This is a genomic window from Xenophilus sp. (assembly GCF_044462705.1).
GTDB lineage: Bacteria > Pseudomonadota > Gammaproteobacteria > Burkholderiales > Burkholderiaceae_C > Xenophilus > Xenophilus azovorans.
Genome location: NZ_JBIQNC010000063.1, coordinates 1 through 19715, shown reverse-complemented (window position 1 = coordinate 19715; position 19715 = coordinate 1). Strand labels below are relative to the sequence as shown.

Sequence of the window (19715 nt, the reverse complement as noted above, 5' to 3'; positions counted from 1 at the left end):
ACCACGACGAAACTGGCCGCGTAGTCCGCCTCGTCGGTCACCGTCACGTGCGCCGCCAGGCCCTGCGCCTCGAACCAGCCCTTCAGCGGATCGTGCAGCACGATGCGCGGCTTGCCGCCGGGCTCGTTGAGGATCTCGCACAGGCGCCAGCCCATCGGCGCATGCATGCCCAGGCCGATGGCCTTGCTGAAGGCCTCCTTGGCCGAGAAGCGCGTGGCCAGGTAGCGCAGGCCGCGCTTCGGCCAGCGGGCGCTGCGGGCGCGCCAGACGGCCAGCTCCGCATCGCCCAGGACGCGCAGCGCGAAGCGCTCGCCCTGCCGCCGGAAGGTCGCCTCGATGCGGCGGATGTCGCACAGGTCGGTGCCGATGCCGTGGATCATGCGACGGCGCCGCCGTAGGCCTCGTCGATGCAGCGCAGGTAGTCGCGCGTGGTCGCGGCGTAGCCAGACTCCAGCGCATCGGCGATGAAGGCGTGGCCGATCGACACCTCCCGGATGCCCGGCACCGCCTGCAGGAACAGCGTGAGGTTGTCGCGGCTGAGGTCGTGGCCGGCGTTGACCTGCAGGCCCACGGCCTGCGCCGCGCGTGCGGCGGCCGCGTACTGCGACAGCACCGGCCCGGCGCGCGAGGTGCCGCGCGAGGCGGCGTAGCCCTCGGTGTACAGCTCGACGCGGTCAGCGCCGGTGGCGCGTGCCTCGGCCATCTGCTCGGGCTCCGGGTCCATGAACAGGCTCACCCGCACGCCCAGCGCGCGGGCCTCGGCCACCAGGGGTTTCAGGCGGGCCAGGTCCTCCGGGAAGCGCCAGCCGTGGTCGCTGGTGAACTGGTCCTCGCTGTCGGGCACGAAGGTGGCCTGGTGCGGCCGGAACTCGCGCACGAAGTCCATCAGGTTGTGGAAGGGGTTGCCCTCGATGTTGAACTCGGCCCGCGGCCAGTCGCGCTGCAGCAGGGCGGAGAGGTCGGCCACGTCCTGCGCGCGGATGTGGCGCCCGTCGGGCCGCGGGTGGACCGTGATGCCGTGGGCGCCGGCATCCAGGCACAGCGCGGCGGCGTAGGTCACGCTGGGGATGCCCAGGTGCCGCGTGTTGCGCACCAGCGCCACCTTGTTCAGGTTGACCGACAGGGAGGTACGGGACGAAGGAATGACGACGCTCATAAGTCTTGCAGCTCCCGCATCAGCTGCCGGGTGCGCAGCGTGGAGACGCCGCAATGGTAGTTGAGCAGTTGCCGCAGCTGCGCGCGCAGCGCGGCGCTGGCGCCGGCGGGCAGCTCGGCCACGGCGCGCACCGTGGCGGCGAAGGGGGCGCTGTCGTCCAGCGACCGGTGCAGCGTGCGCCAGGCGCCGCCGGCCAGCGCCGGCTCGCCCTCGCCGGCCTCGCGCAGGCCGGCCTCGGCCAGCAGCGCGTAGGGCACGGCGTCCTGCAGCGGCGCCAGCGTCGAGGTCTGGACGTCCAGCGCCGGCAGCAGGCCCACCTCGCGCAGCAGCAGCAGCTCGAAGGCGCGCAGGGCCGAGGCCTGCACGCTGGCCTGCGCACTGCCCTCCGGCGCGGCGGCGAGCACCTGCACGGCCCCCGCGTAGGCATCGAAGAGCTGAGGATGCGCATCGTCGCGCGCCAGCAGGCGGATCAGCAGCTCGTTGAGGTAGTAGCCCGACAGCAGTGCGTCGCCGGTGGGCATCACGTGCCCGCCCATCCATTCGGCGGACTTCAGCGTGCGGATCTCCGCATCGCCCCCGTAACCCAGCTGCAGCGGCTGCAGCGGCAGCAGCACCGGCCGGAAGCTGGAACTGGGCCGCTTGGCGCCCTTGGCGACGAGCGCGATGCGGCCGTGGTGGCGCGTCAGCGCCTCGAGGATCAGGCTGGACTCGCTCCAGTCGTAGCGGTGCAGCACATAGGCCGGCTCATGCAGGACGGAGCTGCGCTTCATTCATAGCCGAACGAGCGGACCCGCGCCTCGTCGTCGGCCCAGCCCGAGCGCACCTTGACCCACAGCTCGATGAAGACCTTGGCGTCCATGAGCTTCTCCAGTTCCTGCCGCGCCTCGGTGCCGATGCGCTTGATGCGGTCGCCCTTGTCGCCGATCACCATGGCCTTGTGGCCGTCGCGCTCGACCACGATGGTGGCGGCGATGCGCAGCAGGCGCTTCTGGCCTTTCTTCTGCGGCGGCTCCTCCTCGAACTTGTCGATGACGACCGTGGAGGTGTAGGGCAGCTCGTCGCCGGTCAGGCGGAACAGCTTCTCGCGCACCGTCTCGCTGGCCAGGAACTTCTCGCTGCGGTCGGTCAACTCGTCCTCGTCGTACCACCAGTCCTGCTGGGGCAGGTACTTCGCGCAGATGCCGAACAGGCGCTCGATGTCCTTCGGGTTCTTGGCCGACATGGGCACGAACTCCGCGAAGGCGTGTTCCTTCTGCATCTCGGCCAGCCAAGGCGCGATGTCGGCGCGGCGGTGCACGGTGTCGAGCTTGTTGGCCACCAGGAGGACCGGCGCGTCCTTGCCCAGCAGGCCCAGCACCTTCGCGTCGGCCGGCGTGAAGCGGCCGGCCTCGACCACGAAGAGCACCAGGTCCACGTCGGCCACCGCGCCCAGCACCGTCTTGTTGAGCGAGCGGTTGAGCGCGTTGCCGTGGCGCGTCTGGAAGCCGGGCGTGTCGACGAACACGAACTGCGTGCCGCCGCCCTCCAGTTCCGGCAGGGTGCGCACGCCGGTGATGCGGTGGCGCGTGGTCTGCGCCTTGCGCGAGGTGATGCTGATCTTCTGCCCCACCAGCGCGTTGAGCAGCGTGGACTTGCCGACGTTGGGCTTGCCGACGATGGCCACGAGGCCGCAGCGGCGCGCGGCGTCGGTCGCGGGGGTTTCTGCGTCGGGATGTTCAGCCATGTCGGTGTTCTTCAGGGTCGATGGGCCTTCAGGCGCAGCAGCATCGCCGCGGCGGCCGCCTGCTCGCCCGCCCGGCGCGAGCCGCCGATGCCGCGCTCGACGAAGCCCAGTTCGGCCACCTCGCACTCGACGTCGAAGGTCTGCTTGTGGGCCGCGCCGAGCGTGGCGACCACGCGATAGGCGGGCAGCTTCATTTTGTGGCCCTGCAGCCACTCCTGCAATTCCGTCTTGGCGTCCTTGCCGGCAGCCTCCATGCGGGGGTTGATCTCCACCGCCTCGTACAGGCGCTCCACCAGCGCCTGCGCGGCGGCATAGCCGGCGTCTAGGTAGACGGCGCCGATCACCGCCTCCAGGGCGTCGGCCAGGATGGACGGCCGCGCCGCGCCGCCGGACTTCGCCTCGCCCTCGCCCAGGCGCAGCAGGGGCGACAGCTCCAGCTTCAGCGCCAGGCGGTGCAGGGTGTCCTGCTTGACGAGGTTGGCCCGCACCCGCGAGAGGTCGCCCTCGGGCAACTGCGCCAAGCGGCGGAACAGCAGGTGCGAGACCGCCAGGCTCAGCACCGAATCGCCCAGGAATTCCAGCCGTTCGTTGTGGTCGGACGAGTAGCTGCGGTGCGTCAGCGCGCGCTGCAAGAGGACGGGGTCCGAGAAGCGGTGCGACAGGCGCGCCTGCAGGCCCGCAAGAGCGCTGTCTTTCACGTGCGTTGCAGGGCGCTCAGTTGGACTCGCCCTTGTATTTCAGCAGCAGGTAGGCCGGACCGAAGAGGTGGATTTCCTTGTCGTAGGCGAAGGCGACGACCACCTTCTCGCCGTCCTTGCGCACCTCGAGGTCGCGGCCGGCGACGGCCTGGAAGTCGTCGATGGCCTGCGCCCGGTCGAAGATGGCGCGCACCTCGGGCACCGTCGTGCCTTCCTTGGCCTTGTTGGCCGCCTTCAGGATGGCCTGGTACTCGATCAGCGTCGGGATCACCTGCGCCACCACCACGCCCACGCACGCCAGCACCACGGCGACGAACAGCAGGCCGATGAACGAGATGCCGCGCTGGCGCCGGCGTTCGGATTGGATTTCCCTCATACCCTCTTTTCTTTCCCTGAAAAATGGCGGCCGCTCAGCCGCTCAATGGAACGAACCGATGCGCCCCAGGCTGCCGAAGTTCATCCAGATGAAGAAGGCCTTGCCCACGACGTTCTGGTCCGGCACGAAGCCCCAGTAGCGCGAATCGAGCGAGTTGTCGCGGTTGTCGCCCATCATGAAATAGTGACCCGGCGGCACCTTGCAGACCACGCCCTCGACACTGTAACGACAATTTTCACGGCCGGGGAAGTCCATCACCTCCGCGTCGGACAGGCCCGCCCGCCGGCTGTCGTCGTTGAGCAGCATGTGCGTGCGGCCGTCCAGGTCCTCGCGGTACTGCTTGAAGTAGCGCATGACGTCCTCGTCGAAGTAGTCGGGCACCGCCTCCTTGGCAACCGGCTGGCCGTTGATGGTCAGTTGCTTGTTCAGGTAGGCCACCTCGTCGCCGGGGATGCCGACCACGCGCTTGATGTAGTCCATGCTCGGCTTGGGCGGGTAGCGGAACACCACCACGTCGCCGCGCGCCAGCGGCGTGCCCTCGGTGATCTTGGTGTTGACCACCGGCAGGCGCAGCCCGTAGGTGAACTTGTTCACCAGGATCAGGTCGCCGGTGAGCAGGGTCGGCATCATCGAGCCGGAGGGGATCTTGAACGGCTCGACGACGAAGGAGCGCAGCAGGAACACGGCCAGGATCACCGGGAACAGCCCCGCCGTCCAGTCCAGCCACCAGGGCTGCGCCAGGATTTTCTCGCGTGCCTGGCCGTCCTCGCGGTCGAACTGGGTGATGCCCTGGCGCGTCAGCTCCTCGCGCCGCTGCGCGCCGGCCGCATCGAACGCCGCCGCGGCCGCCCGCCGCCGGGGCAGGAACCAGAAACGCTCGGCCAGCCAGTAGGCGCCGGTGATCAGGGTGGCCAGGAACAGCAGCAGGGCGAAGTTGCCTTCGACCGCGTCGAGGTACCAGGCGCCGATGTAGCCGGCGAACGCGGCGAGGATCAGGGAAGTCAGGAGTGCCATCGCTTGGGGAGATGAGGTTTGCTTATTCTTCGACCTGCAGGATGGCCAGGAAGGCTTCCTGCGGCACCTCGACCGAGCCGATCTGCTTCATCCGCTTCTTGCCCGCCTTCTGCTTTTCCAGCAGCTTGCGCTTGCGGGTGATGTCGCCGCCGTAGCATTTTGCCAGCACGTTCTTGCGCAGCGCCTTGACGGTCTCGCGGGCGATGATGTTGGCGCCGATGGCCGCCTGGATCGCCACGTCGAACATCTGGCGGCTGATGATCTCGCGCATCTTCGCCACCACCGCCCGGCCGCGGTACTGCGACTGGCTGCGGTGCACGATGATCGACAGGGCGTCCACCTTCTCGCCGTTGAGCAGGATGTCGACCTTGACCACGTCGGACGGCCGGTACTCCTTGAACTCGTAGTCCATGCTGGCGTAGCCGCGGCTGACGGACTTCAGGCGGTCGAAGAAGTCCAGCACGATCTCGCCCAGCGGCAGCTCGTAGGTCAGCATCACCTGGCGGCCGTGGTAGGCCATGTTGATCTGCACGCCGCGCTTCTGGTTGGCCAGCGTCATCACCGGGCCGACGTACTCCTGCGGCATGTACAGGTGCACGGTGACGATCGGCTCGCGGATCTCGGCCGTCTTGCCGATGTCGGGCATCTTGGAGGGGTTCTCCACCATGATGAGCTCGCCGTCGCTCTTGAGTACCTCGTACACCACGCTCGGCGCGGTGGTGATCAGGTCCTGGTCGAACTCGCGCTCCAGCCGCTCCTGCACGATCTCCATGTGCAGCAGGCCCAGGAAGCCGCAGCGGAAGCCGAAGCCCAGCGCCTGGCTCACCTCGGGTTCGAAGTGCAGCGAGGCGTCGTTGAGCTTGAGCTTCTCCAGCGCATCGCGCAGCTGGTCGTACTCGCTCGCCTCGGTCGGGTACAGGCCGGCGAAGACCTGCGGCTGGATCTCCTTGAAGCCCGGCAGCGGCTCGGCCGCCGGCGCGGTGTTGGCGCCCTGCGCCGTGCGCACCACCGTGATGGTGTCGCCCACCTTGGCCGCCTGCAGTTCCTTGATGCCGGCGATGATGTAGCCCACCTCGCCCGCCTCCAGGCTCGCCCGCGGCTCGTTGGCCGGGGTGAACACACCCAGGTTGTCGGCGTTGTAGAGCGCGTCGGTGGCCATCAGCTTGATGCGGTCGCCCTTGCCCAGGCGGCCGTCGACCACGCGCACCAGCATCACCACGCCCACGTAGGCGTCGAACCAGCTGTCGATGATCATGGCGCGCAGCGGCGCATCCGCCTTGCCGCGCGGCGGCGGCACCTTGGCGACGATCGCCTCCAGGATCTCGTCCACGCCCATGCCGGTCTTCGCCGAACACGGGATGGCATCGCTCGCGTCGATGCCGATCACGTCCTCGATCTCTTCCTTTGCGCGCTCGGGATCGGACTGCGGCAGGTCCATCTTGTTGAGCACCGGCAGCACCTCGACGCCGAGGTCCAGCGCGGTGTAGCAGTTGGCCACCGTCTGCGCTTCCACGCCCTGCGATGCATCGACGACGAGCAGCGCGCCCTCGCATGCGGAGAGCGAACGCGAGACCTCGTACGAGAAGTCGACGTGGCCCGGCGTGTCGATGAGATTGAGGTTGTAGACCTGCCCGTCGCGCGCCTTGTAGTGCAGCGCGGCGGTCTGCGCCTTGATGGTTATCCCACGCTCCTTCTCGATGTCCATCGAGTCGAGCACCTGTGCCTGCATCTCGCGATCGGCGAGGCCGCCGCAACGCTGGATGAGGCGGTCCGCCAGCGTCGACTTGCCGTGATCGATGTGCGCAATGATCGAGAAATTTCTGATGTGGTTCATCAACGGGAACGCTTAAGTACTTGAAATCACTCGCACACAGGCGGCACAGCACAAGAAAAAAGGGCGCGTCTTCGAAGGACGCGCCCTGAACCAACAAGCAATGGCAACTGCAGTAGTTGGAACTTCATTGTAGGCAAATCGGGGGGCGCGTACAGGCAGGAACGGAAGCCGGAGGCTCGTTGCAGGGCAGCAACAGGAATCATATGAACAGCTTATCCACAAGCATTGTGGGTGACTTCATGAACAACTTGTGGGCGATCTGTGGAGCAGCGGTGCATGCCGCGTGACCATCTCGTATCGTGGTGGCCGACCCCTCTGTTATGCCGCCGAAAGAGCATCCGGGCGACGCATTCTACCGAAACCCATCCAAGGGCTCAGACAAAGTTAGTAGATGCAAACTTCAATTGAAGTGGGTCCGCGCGCGGCGTCCGGCGGCTTTGTCGCCAAAAAAAGACCCCAAACCCGACTGACGGGTGGGGCCACTTGACGCCGTCGCGAAGCTCAGCGCGACGGGCGGATGAGGGCGTATTGCGCCCACTCGCCGCGGCGGAACAGCACGCTGACCGGCTTGGAGCGGTCGATCTTCGCCAGGGCCGCATCGAACTCGCGCACGTTCGCCACCTCCACGTTGCCCACGGCGAGGATGACGTCGCCCTCGCGCAGCCCGGCACGGGCCGCCGCCTCGCTGGCGGCGTCCACGCGCACCCCGCCGCGCAGCTTCAGTTCCTGCTTGCGCTCGGCGCTCAACTCGCTGACGGCCAGGCCGAGCGACTTGGCGGCGGCCGAGGCGGAAGACGGCGTCGGCTCCTCGCGGCTGCCCGGCACGCGGGCCGGCTTGTCGGGTTCCAACTCCGCGACGGTCACGGTCAGGTCGCGCGTCTTGCCGCGGCGGAACACGGTGACGGTGCTCTTGGTGCCCGGCTTGGTGTTGCCCACCAGGCGCGGCAGGTCGCTCGGCTTGTCGATGGCCGTGCCATCGAACTTGAGGATGATGTCGCCGGCCTCGATGCCGCCCTTGTCGCCGGGCGAACCGGTCTCCACGCCGCGCACCAGCGCGCCCTGCGGCTTGCCCAGCCCGATGGACTCAGCCACGTCCTTGGTGACCTGGTCGATCTGCACGCCGATGCGTCCGCGCGTGACGCGCCCGGAGGCGCGCAGTTGCTCGCTGACGCGGATGGCCTCGTCGATCGGGATCGCGAACGAGATGCCCATGAAGCCGCCCGAGCGCGAGTAGATCTGGCTGTTGATGCCCACCACCTCGCCGCGCATGTTGATCAGCGGGCCGCCCGAGTTGCCGGGGTTGACCGCCACGTCGGTCTGGATGAAGGGCAGGTAGTCGCCGGTGTCGCGCTGCTTGGCGCTGACGATGCCGGCGGTGACGGTGTTGTCCAGCCCGAAGGGCGAGCCGATGGCCATCACCCACTCGCCCACGCGCAGGCGCGAGATGTCGCCCACCTTCACCGCCGGCAGGCCGGTCGCATCGATCTTGACCACCGCCACGTCGGTGCGCTTGTCGCTGCCGACGATCTTCGCCTTGAACTCGCGCTTGTCCGCCAGGGTGACGATCACCTCCGAGGCGTCCTCGACCACGTGCGCGTTGGTCATCACGTAGCCGTCGGCGGTGAGGATGAAGCCGGAGCCGACGCCGCGCGGGCGCTCCTCCTCCTGCGGCTGGCCGCGGCGCGACCCCTGGCGCGGCATGCCCGGCAGCGGCTGGCCGAAGAAGCGGCGGAAGAATTCCTGCATCTCCTCGTCCATCTCCGCGGAGGCGCCGCCGCGCGCCACGCGCTCGGTGGTGCGGATGTTGACCACGGACGGGCCGACCTGGTCCACCAGGTCGGTGAAGTCGGGCAGCACGCGCGCCGCCGCGGCGGGCTGCTGCGCCTGGGCCGCGGCCGGGACGAGCGCGGCGGAGCCCGTCACCGCCAGCGCGGCGGCCAGCAGGCAGGCATGGAGTCCGGTCTTGCCTTCGGCTTGGAACATCGTCATCTCTCTCTTGTCGGGTGATGGTGAACGGAAAGGGGAAGCGCAGCCTTCGAATTGTCGGGGCCGGATCGGTTCCCGGCCGTCGGCCGGCGCCGCGGATCGCAGGGGCCGGTCAACGCGTGCGCGCCAGCGCCTGCGCGAAGGATTCGAGCGTCCGGGGCGGCACCTCGCCGACGGCGGTGAGCCACCAGCCGCCGTCCTCGGCCAGCAGGCGCCGGGTCAGCGTGTAGGTGGCGCCGAGCTGCATCACGGTCTCGGGCCCGGCCTGCTGCGGGTCGAAGGGCTCGATGAACAGGGACACCGTCGCCAGGCCGTCCGAGAAGGTCCACTGCACCGTACGCTCGCCGTCCGAGGCCCGGCTGCCGAGCGCGCGGCGGTAGCAGCTCACCGGCTTGAAGCCGGGCACCGGCGCCTTCAGCGCCCAGCCCTCCGCCTCGGCGGTGGTGCGCCGCAATTGCGATTTCTCGATCCGGTAGCCGCTCGTGCTGGACATCATCTGGTCCAGCGCCCGCACCTGCAGCGGCGCATCCAGTTGCACTTCGGAGAAGGCGGACTGCTCCACCACGCCGCCCTCCGCATCCAGCGTCTGCAGCTTGAGCACCAGCCCGGAGCGGCGCTCGCTCCAGACGCGGTAGCCGAAGCGCAGGTCGTCGCGCGGCACGATCTGCACCACGTCGGCATCGATGCCGGCAACGCGGCCCTTGCCCAGCAGGCGCACGCCGTACAGAGAGGCGATGGAGGACTCGGACGCGCCGAGCAGGTTGGGGAACACCTCCACGTTGTCGCGCCGCTCGCTGCGGATCACGCCCAGCTCGGGCAGGAAGGTGAGCACCAGGTCGTTGCGGCGGAAGGTGGAGCGCGGCGGGCCGCTCAGCGCCTCGACGCGCTCGATCTGCAGATCGCCCTCGCAGGCATGCCAGATCCGCGCGCTGGACAGGTCGCCGGTGGCGGCGGACACCACGAAGGTGCCGACGTAGCTGGTCTGCCGGGCCGCCTGGTGCATGCGGCGCAGCCAGTCCAGCACGCCCAGGCGCGCCGGGTCCTGCGGCGCCGCGGCCGGGGAAGCGGCCTCGGGGGCCGTATCCTGGGCATGGACCGGCAGGCCGCCGAGCCCGCCGGCCAGCAGCAGCGCGGCGGCGATCGAGCGGAAAGGGCGTGCCGGCGCCAGCAGCGCGGTCGGCGGGTTACCAGCGCGACTTGGCATGCCTCAGCGCGAAGGACCTTCGAAGGTGGCGTTGCGCAGGAAACCCGACGGCATGTTGGAGGCGCCGCTGGCCTGCTGGTGGGCCTGGAGCAGTTCGTCCAGCCGCGGGTCGCGCAGCATGATCTGCGGGGCGCCGTTGCCGATCACCACGCGCGAGCGGGCCGGCTGCCCACCCTGGGTCGCCGCGGCCAGCACGGGAGGCTGGCCGGCTGCGCCCGGCACCACCAGTTGCGGCGTGCTGCGCGCCAGTTGGGCGCCGGCCGGCGCGGTGCCGCCCTGCCCCATCCAGGCCCAGCCGATCGCGGCCGCCGCCGCCACCGAGGCCACGCCGGCGGCCACCTTCCAGCGGAACACCGGCTCGTTGGCCGCCTCGGCGCGCACCATGCGCAGCTCTGCCCCCGGCGCCGGCTGCGCCGCCCCGGGGCGGACGACCTCGGCCGCCAGCCGCTCGCGCAGCCGTGCCAGGAAGGCGGCCGAGTCGGAGCACGGCGCATGCGTGCCCGAGCGCAGCACGTCGCCCACCAGGTGCACCACCTGCCATTCGCGCCGCAAGTCCTCGCGCACGCCCAGATCGCCCACCGCCCGGGCGAAAGCTTCGCCGTGCAGCGCCCCGTCCGCCAGCGCGGATACACGCTCGAGATCCTGCTTCATGCCTTCGTCCATGTCGTTCACCTGATCGTCACCACCGCTTGCCCGACTGGTTGTCCAGCAGGGGTTTCACCCGCGCCGAGATCGCTTCGCGCGCCCGGAAGATGCGCGAGCGCACCGTACCGATCGGGCAATTCATGACCTCGGCGATTTCCTCGTAGCTCAAACCCTCGATCTCCCGCAGGGTCACGGCCTGCCGCAGTTCGGCCGGCAACGCCTCCATCGCGGCGTTGACCGCGGCGGCGATCTCCTGCGCCGCCAGCACGGAATCGGGGGTTTCGTCGCTGATTGGTTCGTTTCCGCCCCGGTAAGTTTCATCGTCGTCGTCGGCCCCGCGCAGCGCCGCCTCGGGCACCGTCGGGTCGCGTTTCATGTCCACCAGGGCCTTCTTGGCCGTGTTGACGGCGATGCGGTACAGCCAGGTGTAGAACTGCGCCTCGCCGCGGAACTGGTGCAGCGCGCGGTAGGCGCGGATGAAGGTTTCCTGGGCGATGTCCTCGACCAGGTCGACGTCGCGCACCATCCGGCCGATCAGCCGCTCGATGCGGCGCTGGTACTTGAGCACCAGGAGCTCGTAGGCCTTCTGGTCGCCGGCCACCGTGCGCTGGACGAGCTGGAAATCCGGGTCGACCGGCCGCCCGGCGGCAGGGCCGTCGTTCTCGGGCGGGGGCGGGGGGGATGCGGTCATGCAGCAGGCGGGACGCGCCGCGCGCCGGCATCGGCGGCGGGCACCGGCGCCGCTTCGGGCGACGGGGGGCGGCAATATACCGCACGGCGCAGGGCGTTCCAGCGCTCGGGCGCCCAGCCACGCTCCAGCCACAGCCAACGCGGCGCCTGCCCGGGCTCCGCCAGGCGCAGCAGCAGCACGCCCTGCAGGTCGAGTCCCGCAGCCGCCGTCGCCATGCGCATGGCTGCGCCGTCCGTGCCCAGGTGCCAGTACGCGCCGTCCCATGCCAGCGGGCTCGGCGGCACCCGACCCAGCGCGTGGACCGCGGCGAGGGCCGTCAATGCCAGCGCGGTCGCCAGGGCCGCCGCGCGCGCCGGGTCGGCCGGGTTCTGGTGGAGCCACAGCCCCGCACAGGCCGCGCCGGCCAGCCACAGTGCGGCGAAGAGCCCGGCCGCAAAGCGCGAGCGCCCCACCGGATAGCTCACCGATGGGGCGCTGTGCATGAAAGGAAGGCCGGTGCGCGTCAGGCGCGTTTGAACACCAGCGTGCCGTTGGTGCCGCCGAAGCCGAAGTTGTTCTTCACGGCGACGTCGATCTTCATGTCCCGCGCCTCGTTGGCGCAGTAGTCCAGGTCGCACTCCGGGTCCTGGTTGAAGATGTTGATGGTCGGCGGGCTCTTCTGGTGGTGCACGGCCAGCACGGTGAAGACCGACTCGATGCCGCCGGCGCCGCCCAGCAGGTGGCCCGTCATCGACTTGGTGGAGTTGACCACCAGCTTCTTCGCGTGGTCGCCGAAGGCGTTCTTGATGGCGTTGGTCTCGTTCAGGTCGCCCAGCGGCGTGGAGGTGCCGTGCGCGTTCAGGTACTGGACCTGGTCGGCGTTGACGCCGGCGTTGCGCAGCGCCGCCTCCATCGAGCGGCGCGGGCCGTCCACGTTGGGCGCCGTCATGTGATAGGCGTCGGCGCTCATGCCGAAGCCGACCAGTTCGGCGTAGATCTTCGCGCCGCGGGCCTTGGCGTGCTCGTACTCCTCGAGCACCATCACGCCGCCACCCTCGCCCAGCACGAAGCCGTCGCGATCCTTGTCCCAGGGGCGCGAGGCGGCGGCCGGGTCGTCGTTGCGGGTGGACAGCGCACGCGCGGCCGCGAAGCCGCCGATGCCCAGCGGCGACACGGTGGATTCGGCGCCGCCGGCGACCATCACGTCCGCATCGCCGGCCTGGATCAGCCGTGCCGACAGGCCGATGGCATGCAGCCCGGTGGTGCAGGCCGTGACCACCGCGATGTTGGCGCCGGTGAAGCCGTACTTGATCGACACGTGGCCGGAGATCATGTTGATGATCGAGGCCGGCACGAAGAAGGGCGAGATGCGGCGCGGGCCGCGGTTGACCAGCTCGCCGTGCGTCTCTTCGATCATCGGCAGCCCGCCGATGCCCGAACCGATGTTGCAGCCGATGCGCGAGGCCAGGTCGGGCGTGAGCGCCTCGCCGGTGGGCAGGCCGCTGTCTTCCACCGCCTGGATGGCGGCCGCCATGCCGAGGTGGATGAAGCGGTCCATGTGGCGCGCTTCCTTCTCGGAGATGTACTTCGTGATGTCGAAGTCCTGCACCTGGCCGGCGAAGCGGCAGGCCAGGTTGCTGGCGTCGAAACGGGTGACGGTGCTGACGCCCGAGCGGCCGGCGAGCAGGCCGGCCCAGCTGTCGGCGACGGTGTTGCCGACGGGAGAAACGCAACCGAGCCCGGTGACGACGACGCGGCGTTGGGTCATGCCATGAACCTTTCCAGGGGAAAACGGGCGGAGCGCGCGGCCGAGGTCAGGCGGTCATGGCGCCGCGCGGCCGGCCTCCACGGGGAGGACCGAAGGCTCAGGCCTTCTGGTTCTTGGAGGCGTAGTCGATGGCGTTCTGCACCGTGGTGATCTTCTCCGCGTCTTCGTCGGGGATCTCGATGCCGAATTCGTCTTCCAGGGCCATCACGAGTTCGACCGTGTCGAGCGAGTCGGCGCCCAGATCGGCCACGAAGGCCTTTTCGTTGGTCACCTGCGACTCTTCCACGCCGAGCTGCTCGGCGATGATTTTCTTGACACGTGCTTCGATATCGCTCATTTGGTTCCCTCTGAGGGTTATAGACAATCGGTGGATTTTAACGGGCCGGGGTGTGGCGTCTTCCCGGTCGGGGCCGGGGGAAACGCCTTGCGCAGCGCCGCACTTACATGTACATGCCGCCGTTGACGTGCAGTTCCTGGCCCGTCACGTAGGCGGCCTGCGGCGAGGCCAGGTAGGCCACCGCGTGCGCGATGTCGGCCGGCTTGCCCAGGTGGCCCAGCGGGATGGACGCCAGCAGCGCCTGCTGCTGCGCCTCCGGCAGGCTGGCCGTCATGTCGGTCTCGATGAAGCCGGGCGCCACGCAGTTGACGGTGATGGCGCGGCTGCCCAGCTCGCGCGCCAGGGCGCGGGTCATGCCCGCCACGCCGGCCTTGGCGGCCGCGTAGTTGGCTTGGCCCGGGTTGCCCGAGGCGCCGACCACGCTGGTGATGCTGATGATGCGGCCGAAGCGCTGCTTCATCATCGGCCGGATGGCCGCGCGCGAGAGGCGGAACACGGCCTTGAGGTTGGTGTCGATGACGGCATCCCAGTCCTCGTCCTTCAGGCGCATGGCGAGCATGTCGCGCGTGATGCCGGCGTTGTTGACCAGCACATGCAGGCCGCCGTGCGCCTTGACGATGGCGTCGACCAGCGCCTCCACGGCGGCGCCGTCGGTCACGTCCAGCACCTGGCCCTGGCCGCGGTGGGCGGACAGCGCGGCGGTGATCTTGGCGGCGCCCTCGGCCGTGGTGCCGGTGCCGACGACCTTGTAGCCGCGCTGGGCCAGTTCCAGCGCGATGGCCGCGCCGATGCCGCGCGTGGCGCCGGTGACGAGGGCCACCTGGCCCTGGATGGTGAGTGTGCTCATGGGGAGGTGCCTCTTCAGGCCAGCGACTGCTTCGTCTCGGCCAGCGTGGCCGGATCGAGGATGACCGGGTTGGCGACGTCGGGCGCGATGCGCTTGACCATGCCGGACAGCACGCGCCCCGGCCCGCATTCGACGATGGCCGTCATGCCCCGCGCCCGGAGCGCCTGCACGCACTCGACCCAGCGCACCGGGCCGGCCGCCTGGCGCACCAGGGCGTCGCGGATGCGCGCCGGGTCGTCCTCGACCGCGACATCGATGTTGTTGACCAGCGGGATCGCCGGCGCGGCCAGTTCCACGTCCGCCAGCGCGGCGCGCAGCGCCTCGGCCGCCGGCTTCATCAGGCTGGAGTGGAAGGGTGCCGACACCGGCAGCGGCAGCGCGCGCTTGGCGCCGGCGGCCTTGAGCGCCTCGCAGGCCTTCTCCACCGCGGCCTTGCTGCCGGCGATCACGGTCTGCATCGGGTCGTTGAAGTTCACCGCCTCGACCACCTCGCCGCTGCCGGGCGCGAAGCCCGCCGTCACCTCGGCGCAGCCGGCCGCGACCTTCTCGGACGCCATGCCCAGGATGGCGGCCATCGCGCCGGCACCCACCGGCACGGCCTCCTGCATCGCGCGGGCGCGCAGGCGCACCAGCGGCGCGGCCTGCTTCAGCGTCAGCACGCCGGCGGCGACCAGGGCGGAATACTCGCCGAGCGAGTGGCCCGCCACCGCGGCAGGCTTCGCCCCGCCCTCGGCCAGCCACGCGCGCCAGGCGGCGACGCCGGCCACCAGCATCACGGGCTGGGTGTTGGTGGTGAGGGCCAGGGCCTCCTTGGGGCCTTCGTGGATCAGCCTGGCCACGTCCTCGCCGAGGGCCTCGGAGGCCTCGGCCAGCGTCTCGCGCACGGCGGGGTGGTCGCCCCAGGCGTCGAGCATGCCCACGGCCTGCGATCCCTGGCCGGGAAAGACGAACGCAAAGGAAGTCATGATGTCTTGTGTCTCCGGGTCAAGCCGCGGCGCCCGCGGGGCGCCGCGAGGCTACATGTTGAGCAGCACCGCGCCCCAGGTGAAGCCGCCGCCCACGCCTTCGAGCATGACGGTGTCGCCTTTCTTCACCTGGCCGTCGCGCACGGCAGCGTCCAGCGCCAGCGGGATCGACGCCGCCGAGGTGTTGCCGTGCTCGTGCACGGTGACGACCAGCTTGTCCATGGGCAGCTTCAGCTTGCGCGCCGTGCCCTGCATGATGCGGATGTTGGCCTGGTGCGGGATCAGCCAGTCGATGTCGGCGTCGGTCTTACCGGCCTTCTTCAGCACGGTGCGCGCCGCGTCCTCCAGCACGCGCACCGCCAGCTTGAAGACGGCTTGGCCGTCCATGTGCAGCAGCGGCGTGCCCGTCACCTGCCCGCCGGAGACGTGGCCCGGCGTGCACAGGATGCCGACGTGCGAGCCGTCGGCGTGGATGTCGCTGGCCAGGATGCCGGGCGTGTCGCTCGCCTCCAGCACCACGGCGCCGGCACCGTCGCCGAACAGCACGCAGGTGGTGCGGTCGCCGAAGTCGAGGATGCGCGAGAACACCTCCGCGCCCACCACCAGCGCGCAGCGCGCGGTGCCGGTGCGGATCATGGCGTCGGCCACGGTCAGCGCGTAGATGAAGCCGCTGCACACGGCCTGCACGTCGAAGGCCGGGCAGCCGGCCACGCCCAGCTTGTGCTGCAGGATCGAGGCGGACGAGGGGAAGACCATGTCGGGCGTCGAGGTCGCGACGATGATCAGGTCCACGTCCGAGGCGCTGCGGCCGGCGGCCTCCAGCGCATGCCGGCTGGCGTGCAGGGCCAGCTCGCTGCTGGTGACGTCGGGCTCGGCGAAGTGGCGCGCGCGGATGCCGGTGCGCTCCACGATCCACTGGTCGGAGGTCTCGATGCCGCGGCCCGCCAGTTCGCGGGCCAGGTCGTCGTTGGTCACGCGGCGCGGCGGCAGGTAGCTGCCGGTGCCGGTGATGCGGGAATAAGGGGTGCTCATCAGGCCTGGAGTGCTGCCGGGGCGCGCTCGGAGTTCTCCGGGGCCTCGGCGCGCTTCAGCAGGGGCGCGGCGTGGGCGATGCGGGCGCGGACGCGGTCGAGCAGGTTGTTGCGGGCGGCATCATAAGCGCGATCCAGCGCATGGCCGAACGCCACCTCGTCGGCCGAGCCGTGACTCTTGAACACCAGGCCGCGCAGGCCCAGCAGGGCGGCGCCGTTGTAGCGGCGGTGGTCGAGCCGGTTCTTCAGCGCGCGAAGCACCGGATAAGCGACGATCGCCGCGAGTTTGCTGAAGAAGCCGGCAGAAAACTCCTGCTTCATGAAGTCCACGATCATCGAGGCCACGCCTTCGGTGGCCTTGAGCGCGACGTTGCCGACGAAGCCGTCGCACACCACGATGTCGGTCGTGCCCTTGAAGATGTCGTTGCCCTCGACGTTGCCGTAAAAGTTCAGATCCTGCGAATTGGCAGCCGTTTGAAGCAGTTGACCCGCTTTTTTGATGGTTTCGCTGCCTTTGATGACTTCCTCACCCACGTTCAGCAGCCCCACGGAAGGCGCGTCGTTGCCGGTGAGCGCCGCCACCAGCGCCGAGCCCAGCACGGCGAACTGGAGCAGGTCCTCGGCGTCGCAGTCGACGTTGGCGCCCAGGTCCAGCACGGTGGAGGCGCCGCCGCGGATGTTGGGCAGCTGGGTGGCGATGGCGGGGCGGTCGATGCCGTCCAGCGTCTTGAGCAGGTAGCGGGCGATGGCCATCAGCGCGCCGGTGTTGCCGGCGGAAATGGCGGCATGGGCGGCGCCGTCCTTGACCTGCTGGATCGCCACGCGCATGGACGAATCCTTCTTCTTGCGCAGGGCGACCTCGATCGGGTCGTCCATGCCGACCACCTCGGTGGCCGCGACGATGCGCGCGCGCGGATGCCGCAGCGTGCCGAGCGCCTCCGGCACGCCCACCAGCAGCAGCGAGGCCTGCGGGTGGCGCTCCAGGAAGCCGCGGCAGGCCGCCAGCGTGACGCGCGGGCCGTGGTCGCCGCCCATGCAGTCGACGGCCAGCGTGATCGCCTCGGGCCCCGGCGCGGGGTTCGTCGTGGGAGTCGTGGGCATCAAAACAAAGGCCCGATGCTACGTGGAAAGTAGCTTCGGGCCTTGGCCTTGAGAGGGCGGGTCAGCCTTCGTTCTTGGTCTTGAGCACCTTGCGGCCACGGTAGAAGCCGTTCGGGCTGATGTGGTGGCGCAGGTGGGTTTCGCCGGTGGTCGGCTCCACGGCGATGCCGGGCACGCCCAGGGCGTTGTGCGAGCGGTGCATGCCGCGCTTGGACGGCGACTTCTTGTTCTGCTGAACGGCCATGATGGCTCCTGATCGGTATTCGGTACGGTTGGTGGGCGGTGCGGCCGGGACCGGGGCAGCGCCGCCGGGGCCCGCAAGACGCTCAAGAAAGTGACCGCCTGCCGCTGGGTCGCGCCCCATATGCTCCGTGGAGATGGGCACGCGAAGCCCGCGATTATAGCCCGGCGCGGCCGGCCTGCGCCAGCCCTGCGTGCGGGCGCCGCCACCGGGCTAGCCGCCGCTCCCGCCGCCCTTCCCACTCTTGAGCGCCTCCAGCGCGGCAAAGGGGTTGGGGCGCTCGCCAGTGGCGTCGAAATCCGGGTCGGCCGCCGACAGCGCGACCGGCACCGGGCAGGTCTCGTGGCGCGGGGTGATGGGCAGCTCCATCAGCAGTTCGTCCTCGACCAGCGCGCGCAGGTCGAAGTCGCGGCTCGCGACCAGCACGTCCTCCTCGGCCTCCTCGTCCTCCAGCGCGGCCGTGTCCTCGTCGGCGACGAAGCGGAACCAGCGGTCGGCATGCAGCGGCGTGTCCACCGGGGTCAGGCAGCGCTGGCACACCAGCGGCACGCCGGCATCGGCCTGCAGGTGCAGCCAGGGCACGGCCGCGCCGCCGGCCGGGGTGCGCAACTCGCCCCGGGCCTGCCAGCGCACGGTGCCGGCGGCATCGGGCACGGCGGATTCGGCGGTCAGGCGGGGGAAGGCGGCCAGCGGCTCCTCGGCCGAGAGCACGGCGCCGGCCTGGGCGAAGGCCGGCACGTCCAGGCGGCCGGCATCGAAGTCCTTGGCTTTCATCGGCGGCAGTCTAAGGCGCCCGGCCTTTCGCCGGGCGTCACGGACAATAGAACGATGCAACGCCCCGTGATCCTCGGCTCCACCTCGCGCTACCGCCGCGCGCTGATGGAGCGGCTGCACCTGCCCTTCGACGTGCAGGCGCCCGAAGTGGACGAGTCCGCCCTGCCCGGCGAGACGCCCGCCGCGCTGGCCATCCGCCTGGCGCTGGCCAAGGCGCAGGCCGTGGCCGAACGCTTCCCCGAGGCGGTGGTGATCGGCTCGGACCAGGTGGCCGACCTGGACGGCGAGGCGCTGGGCAAGCCCGGCGACCATGCCCGGGCCGGCGCGCAGTTGCGGCGCATGAGCGGCCGCACCCTGGTCTTCCAGACGGCCGTGGCCGTGGTCTGCCGCGCCGCCGGCTTCGTGCAGCAGGACCTGGCGCCGGTGCGGGTGGTGTTTCGCGAACTCGGCGACGACGCCATCGAGCGCTACCTGCGCATCGAGCAGCCCTACGACTGCGCCGGCAGCGCCAAGAGCGAAGGGCTGGGCATCGCGCTGCTGGAGGCCATCGACAGCGACGACCCCACCGCCCTGGTCGGCCTGCCGCTGATCCGCACCTGCCGCATGCTGCGCGCAGCGGGCGTCGATCTGCTCTGATGGCCACGCTCTACCTCGTCCCCGCCCCGCTGGACTTCGGCTGCGAGCCGCAGGCGCCGCTCGCCGACGTGCTGCCGCAGGGCACGCTGGCCGCCGCCGCCGGCCTGACGCACTGGATCTGCGAGAACGCCAAGACCGCCCGCGCCTACCTCAAGCGCATCGACGCGGTGGTGCCGCTGGCCGCGCCGCTGCAGGCGATGGCGATCCAGGAACTGCCGCGCGAGGTGCACAAGAAGGGCGACCACGACGGCGCCGGGGCGAACGCGCAGGCGATCCGCGCCCTGCTCGCCCCGCTGGCGGCGGGGCACGACATGGGCCTCCTGAGCGAGGCCGGCATGCCGGCGGTGGCCGACCCGGGCAGCTCGGTGGTGCGCGCCGCGCACGCGATGGGCGCCGCAGTCGTGCCGCTGGTCGGCCCGGTCTCGCTGCTGCTGGCGCTGGCGGCCAGCGGCCTGAACGGGCAGAACTTCGCCTTCGTCGGCTACCTGCCGCAGGACGCGCAGGCGCGCCAGCAGCGCATCCGAGAGCTGGAAGCCCTGGCGCTGCGCACGGGGCAGACGCAGCTCTTCATCGAAACGCCGTACCGCAACGCCGCGCTGCTGCAGGCGCTGGTGCAGACGCTGAAGCCCGAGTCGCGGCTGGCCATGGCCAGCGGGCTGACGCTGGCGCAGGCGACCGTGCACAGCCACAGCGTCAAGACCTGGCGCGC

The 19715-nt window shown here is 70.2% G+C and carries 23 protein-coding genes; 2 read left to right on the top strand and 21 right to left on the bottom strand.

Annotated features, from left to right (window positions below):
• From acpS to ACIY1X_RS11675, 21 genes are all read right to left on the bottom strand, one after another.
• A partial coding sequence (gene acpS, locus ACIY1X_RS11775; RefSeq protein WP_399680731.1) for a holo-ACP synthase occupies positions 1-380 on the bottom strand: 380 nt, incomplete at its 3' end.
• Entirely contained in the window at positions 377-1156 is a 780-nt protein-coding gene (locus tag ACIY1X_RS11770) for a pyridoxine 5'-phosphate synthase (protein ID WP_038208344.1), read from the bottom strand. The genes ACIY1X_RS11770 and acpS, both read right to left, overlap by 4 nt.
• Positions 1153-1926 carry a DNA repair protein RecO gene (gene recO, locus ACIY1X_RS11765; RefSeq protein ID WP_399680730.1) on the bottom strand — a complete coding sequence of 258 codons (774 nt, stop codon included), beginning with the start codon at positions 1924-1926 and terminating at the stop codon, positions 1153-1155. Before recO ends, ACIY1X_RS11770 begins: the two co-directional genes overlap by 4 nt.
• Positions 1923-2879, bottom strand: a complete 957-nt coding sequence (gene era / locus ACIY1X_RS11760; protein WP_038208338.1) for a GTPase Era — start codon at positions 2877-2879, stop codon at positions 1923-1925. Before era ends, recO begins: the two co-directional genes overlap by 4 nt.
• 11 nt (positions 2880-2890) lie before the next feature.
• Positions 2891-3577 (bottom strand): ribonuclease III, encoded by a 687-nt coding sequence (gene rnc / locus ACIY1X_RS11755; protein WP_038208335.1) that lies wholly within the window; start codon positions 3575-3577, stop codon positions 2891-2893.
• Between the two features lie 16 nt (positions 3578-3593).
• Complete coding sequence (locus ACIY1X_RS11750) at positions 3594-3953, bottom strand: DUF4845 domain-containing protein (protein ID WP_038208332.1); 360 nt, start codon at positions 3951-3953, stop codon at positions 3594-3596.
• A 42-nt stretch (positions 3954-3995) separates the two neighbouring features.
• Entirely contained in the window at positions 3996-4967 is a 972-nt protein-coding gene (gene lepB, locus ACIY1X_RS11745) for a signal peptidase I (protein WP_038208329.1), read from the bottom strand.
• Positions 4968-4989: 22 nt separating this feature from the next.
• Complete coding sequence (lepA, locus tag ACIY1X_RS11740; RefSeq protein ID WP_399680727.1) at positions 4990-6801, bottom strand: translation elongation factor 4; 1812 nt, start codon at positions 6799-6801, stop codon at positions 4990-4992.
• 501 nt (positions 6802-7302) lie between these two features.
• Positions 7303-8784 (bottom strand): DegQ family serine endoprotease, encoded by a 1482-nt coding sequence (locus ACIY1X_RS11735; RefSeq protein ID WP_399680725.1) that lies wholly within the window; start codon positions 8782-8784, stop codon positions 7303-7305.
• Positions 8785-8899: 115 nt separating this feature from the next.
• The gene (locus ACIY1X_RS11730; protein WP_084217052.1) at positions 8900-9991 is read right to left on the bottom strand and encodes a MucB/RseB C-terminal domain-containing protein; all 1092 of its coding nucleotides are present in this window, start codon (positions 9989-9991) and stop codon (positions 8900-8902) included.
• A 3-nt stretch (positions 9992-9994) separates the two neighbouring features.
• Positions 9995-10642 (bottom strand): sigma-E factor negative regulatory protein, encoded by a 648-nt coding sequence (locus tag ACIY1X_RS11725; RefSeq protein WP_038208582.1) that lies wholly within the window; start codon positions 10640-10642, stop codon positions 9995-9997.
• Between the two features lie 28 nt (positions 10643-10670).
• Positions 10671-11327: an RNA polymerase sigma factor RpoE gene (rpoE, locus tag ACIY1X_RS11720; RefSeq protein ID WP_038208323.1), complete on the bottom strand. Its 657-nt coding sequence runs from the start codon at positions 11325-11327 to the stop codon at positions 10671-10673.
• On the bottom strand, positions 11324-11809 hold the full coding sequence (locus ACIY1X_RS11715; protein WP_038208320.1) for a hypothetical protein: 486 nt from the start codon (positions 11807-11809) through the stop codon (positions 11324-11326). The genes rpoE and ACIY1X_RS11715 overlap by 4 nt, the downstream gene beginning before the upstream one ends.
• 20 nt (positions 11810-11829) lie before the next feature.
• Complete coding sequence (gene fabF / locus ACIY1X_RS11710) at positions 11830-13074, bottom strand: beta-ketoacyl-ACP synthase II (protein WP_038208317.1); 1245 nt, start codon at positions 13072-13074, stop codon at positions 11830-11832.
• A 97-nt stretch (positions 13075-13171) separates the two neighbouring features.
• Positions 13172-13411 (bottom strand): acyl carrier protein, encoded by a 240-nt coding sequence (gene acpP, locus ACIY1X_RS11705; protein ID WP_038208314.1) that lies wholly within the window; start codon positions 13409-13411, stop codon positions 13172-13174.
• A gap of 103 nt (positions 13412-13514) precedes the next feature.
• Positions 13515-14258, bottom strand: a complete 744-nt coding sequence (fabG, locus tag ACIY1X_RS11700) for a 3-oxoacyl-ACP reductase FabG (RefSeq protein ID WP_399680723.1) — start codon at positions 14256-14258, stop codon at positions 13515-13517.
• A 14-nt stretch (positions 14259-14272) separates the two neighbouring features.
• Positions 14273-15223: an ACP S-malonyltransferase gene (gene fabD, locus ACIY1X_RS11695; RefSeq protein ID WP_399680721.1), complete on the bottom strand. Its 951-nt coding sequence runs from the start codon at positions 15221-15223 to the stop codon at positions 14273-14275.
• 51 nt (positions 15224-15274) lie between these two features.
• On the bottom strand, positions 15275-16255 hold the full coding sequence (locus ACIY1X_RS11690; RefSeq protein WP_399680719.1) for a beta-ketoacyl-ACP synthase III: 981 nt from the start codon (positions 16253-16255) through the stop codon (positions 15275-15277).
• A complete protein-coding gene (gene plsX / locus ACIY1X_RS11685; protein ID WP_399680718.1) occupies positions 16255-17355 on the bottom strand; it encodes a phosphate acyltransferase PlsX in 1101 nt (366 codons plus the stop codon). The genes ACIY1X_RS11690 and plsX overlap by 1 nt, the downstream gene beginning before the upstream one ends.
• A gap of 61 nt (positions 17356-17416) precedes the next feature.
• The gene (rpmF, locus tag ACIY1X_RS11680) at positions 17417-17599 is read right to left on the bottom strand and encodes a 50S ribosomal protein L32 (protein ID WP_038208303.1); all 183 of its coding nucleotides are present in this window, start codon (positions 17597-17599) and stop codon (positions 17417-17419) included.
• 210 nt (positions 17600-17809) lie between these two features.
• Positions 17810-18370, bottom strand: a complete 561-nt coding sequence (locus tag ACIY1X_RS11675; RefSeq protein WP_399680716.1) for a YceD family protein — start codon at positions 18368-18370, stop codon at positions 17810-17812.
• Between the two features lie 54 nt (positions 18371-18424).
• Here ACIY1X_RS11675 and ACIY1X_RS11670 point away from each other — a divergent pair, with 54 nt between their 5' ends.
• Together ACIY1X_RS11670 and ACIY1X_RS11665 are read left to right on the top strand one after the other, a co-directional pair.
• On the top strand, positions 18425-19006 hold the full coding sequence (locus ACIY1X_RS11670) for a Maf family nucleotide pyrophosphatase (protein WP_399680715.1): 582 nt from the start codon (positions 18425-18427) through the stop codon (positions 19004-19006).
• Positions 19006-19715: SAM-dependent methyltransferase (locus ACIY1X_RS11665; protein ID WP_399680713.1), on the top strand; the 710-nt coding region annotated here is incomplete at its 3' end. The genes ACIY1X_RS11670 and ACIY1X_RS11665, both read left to right, overlap by 1 nt.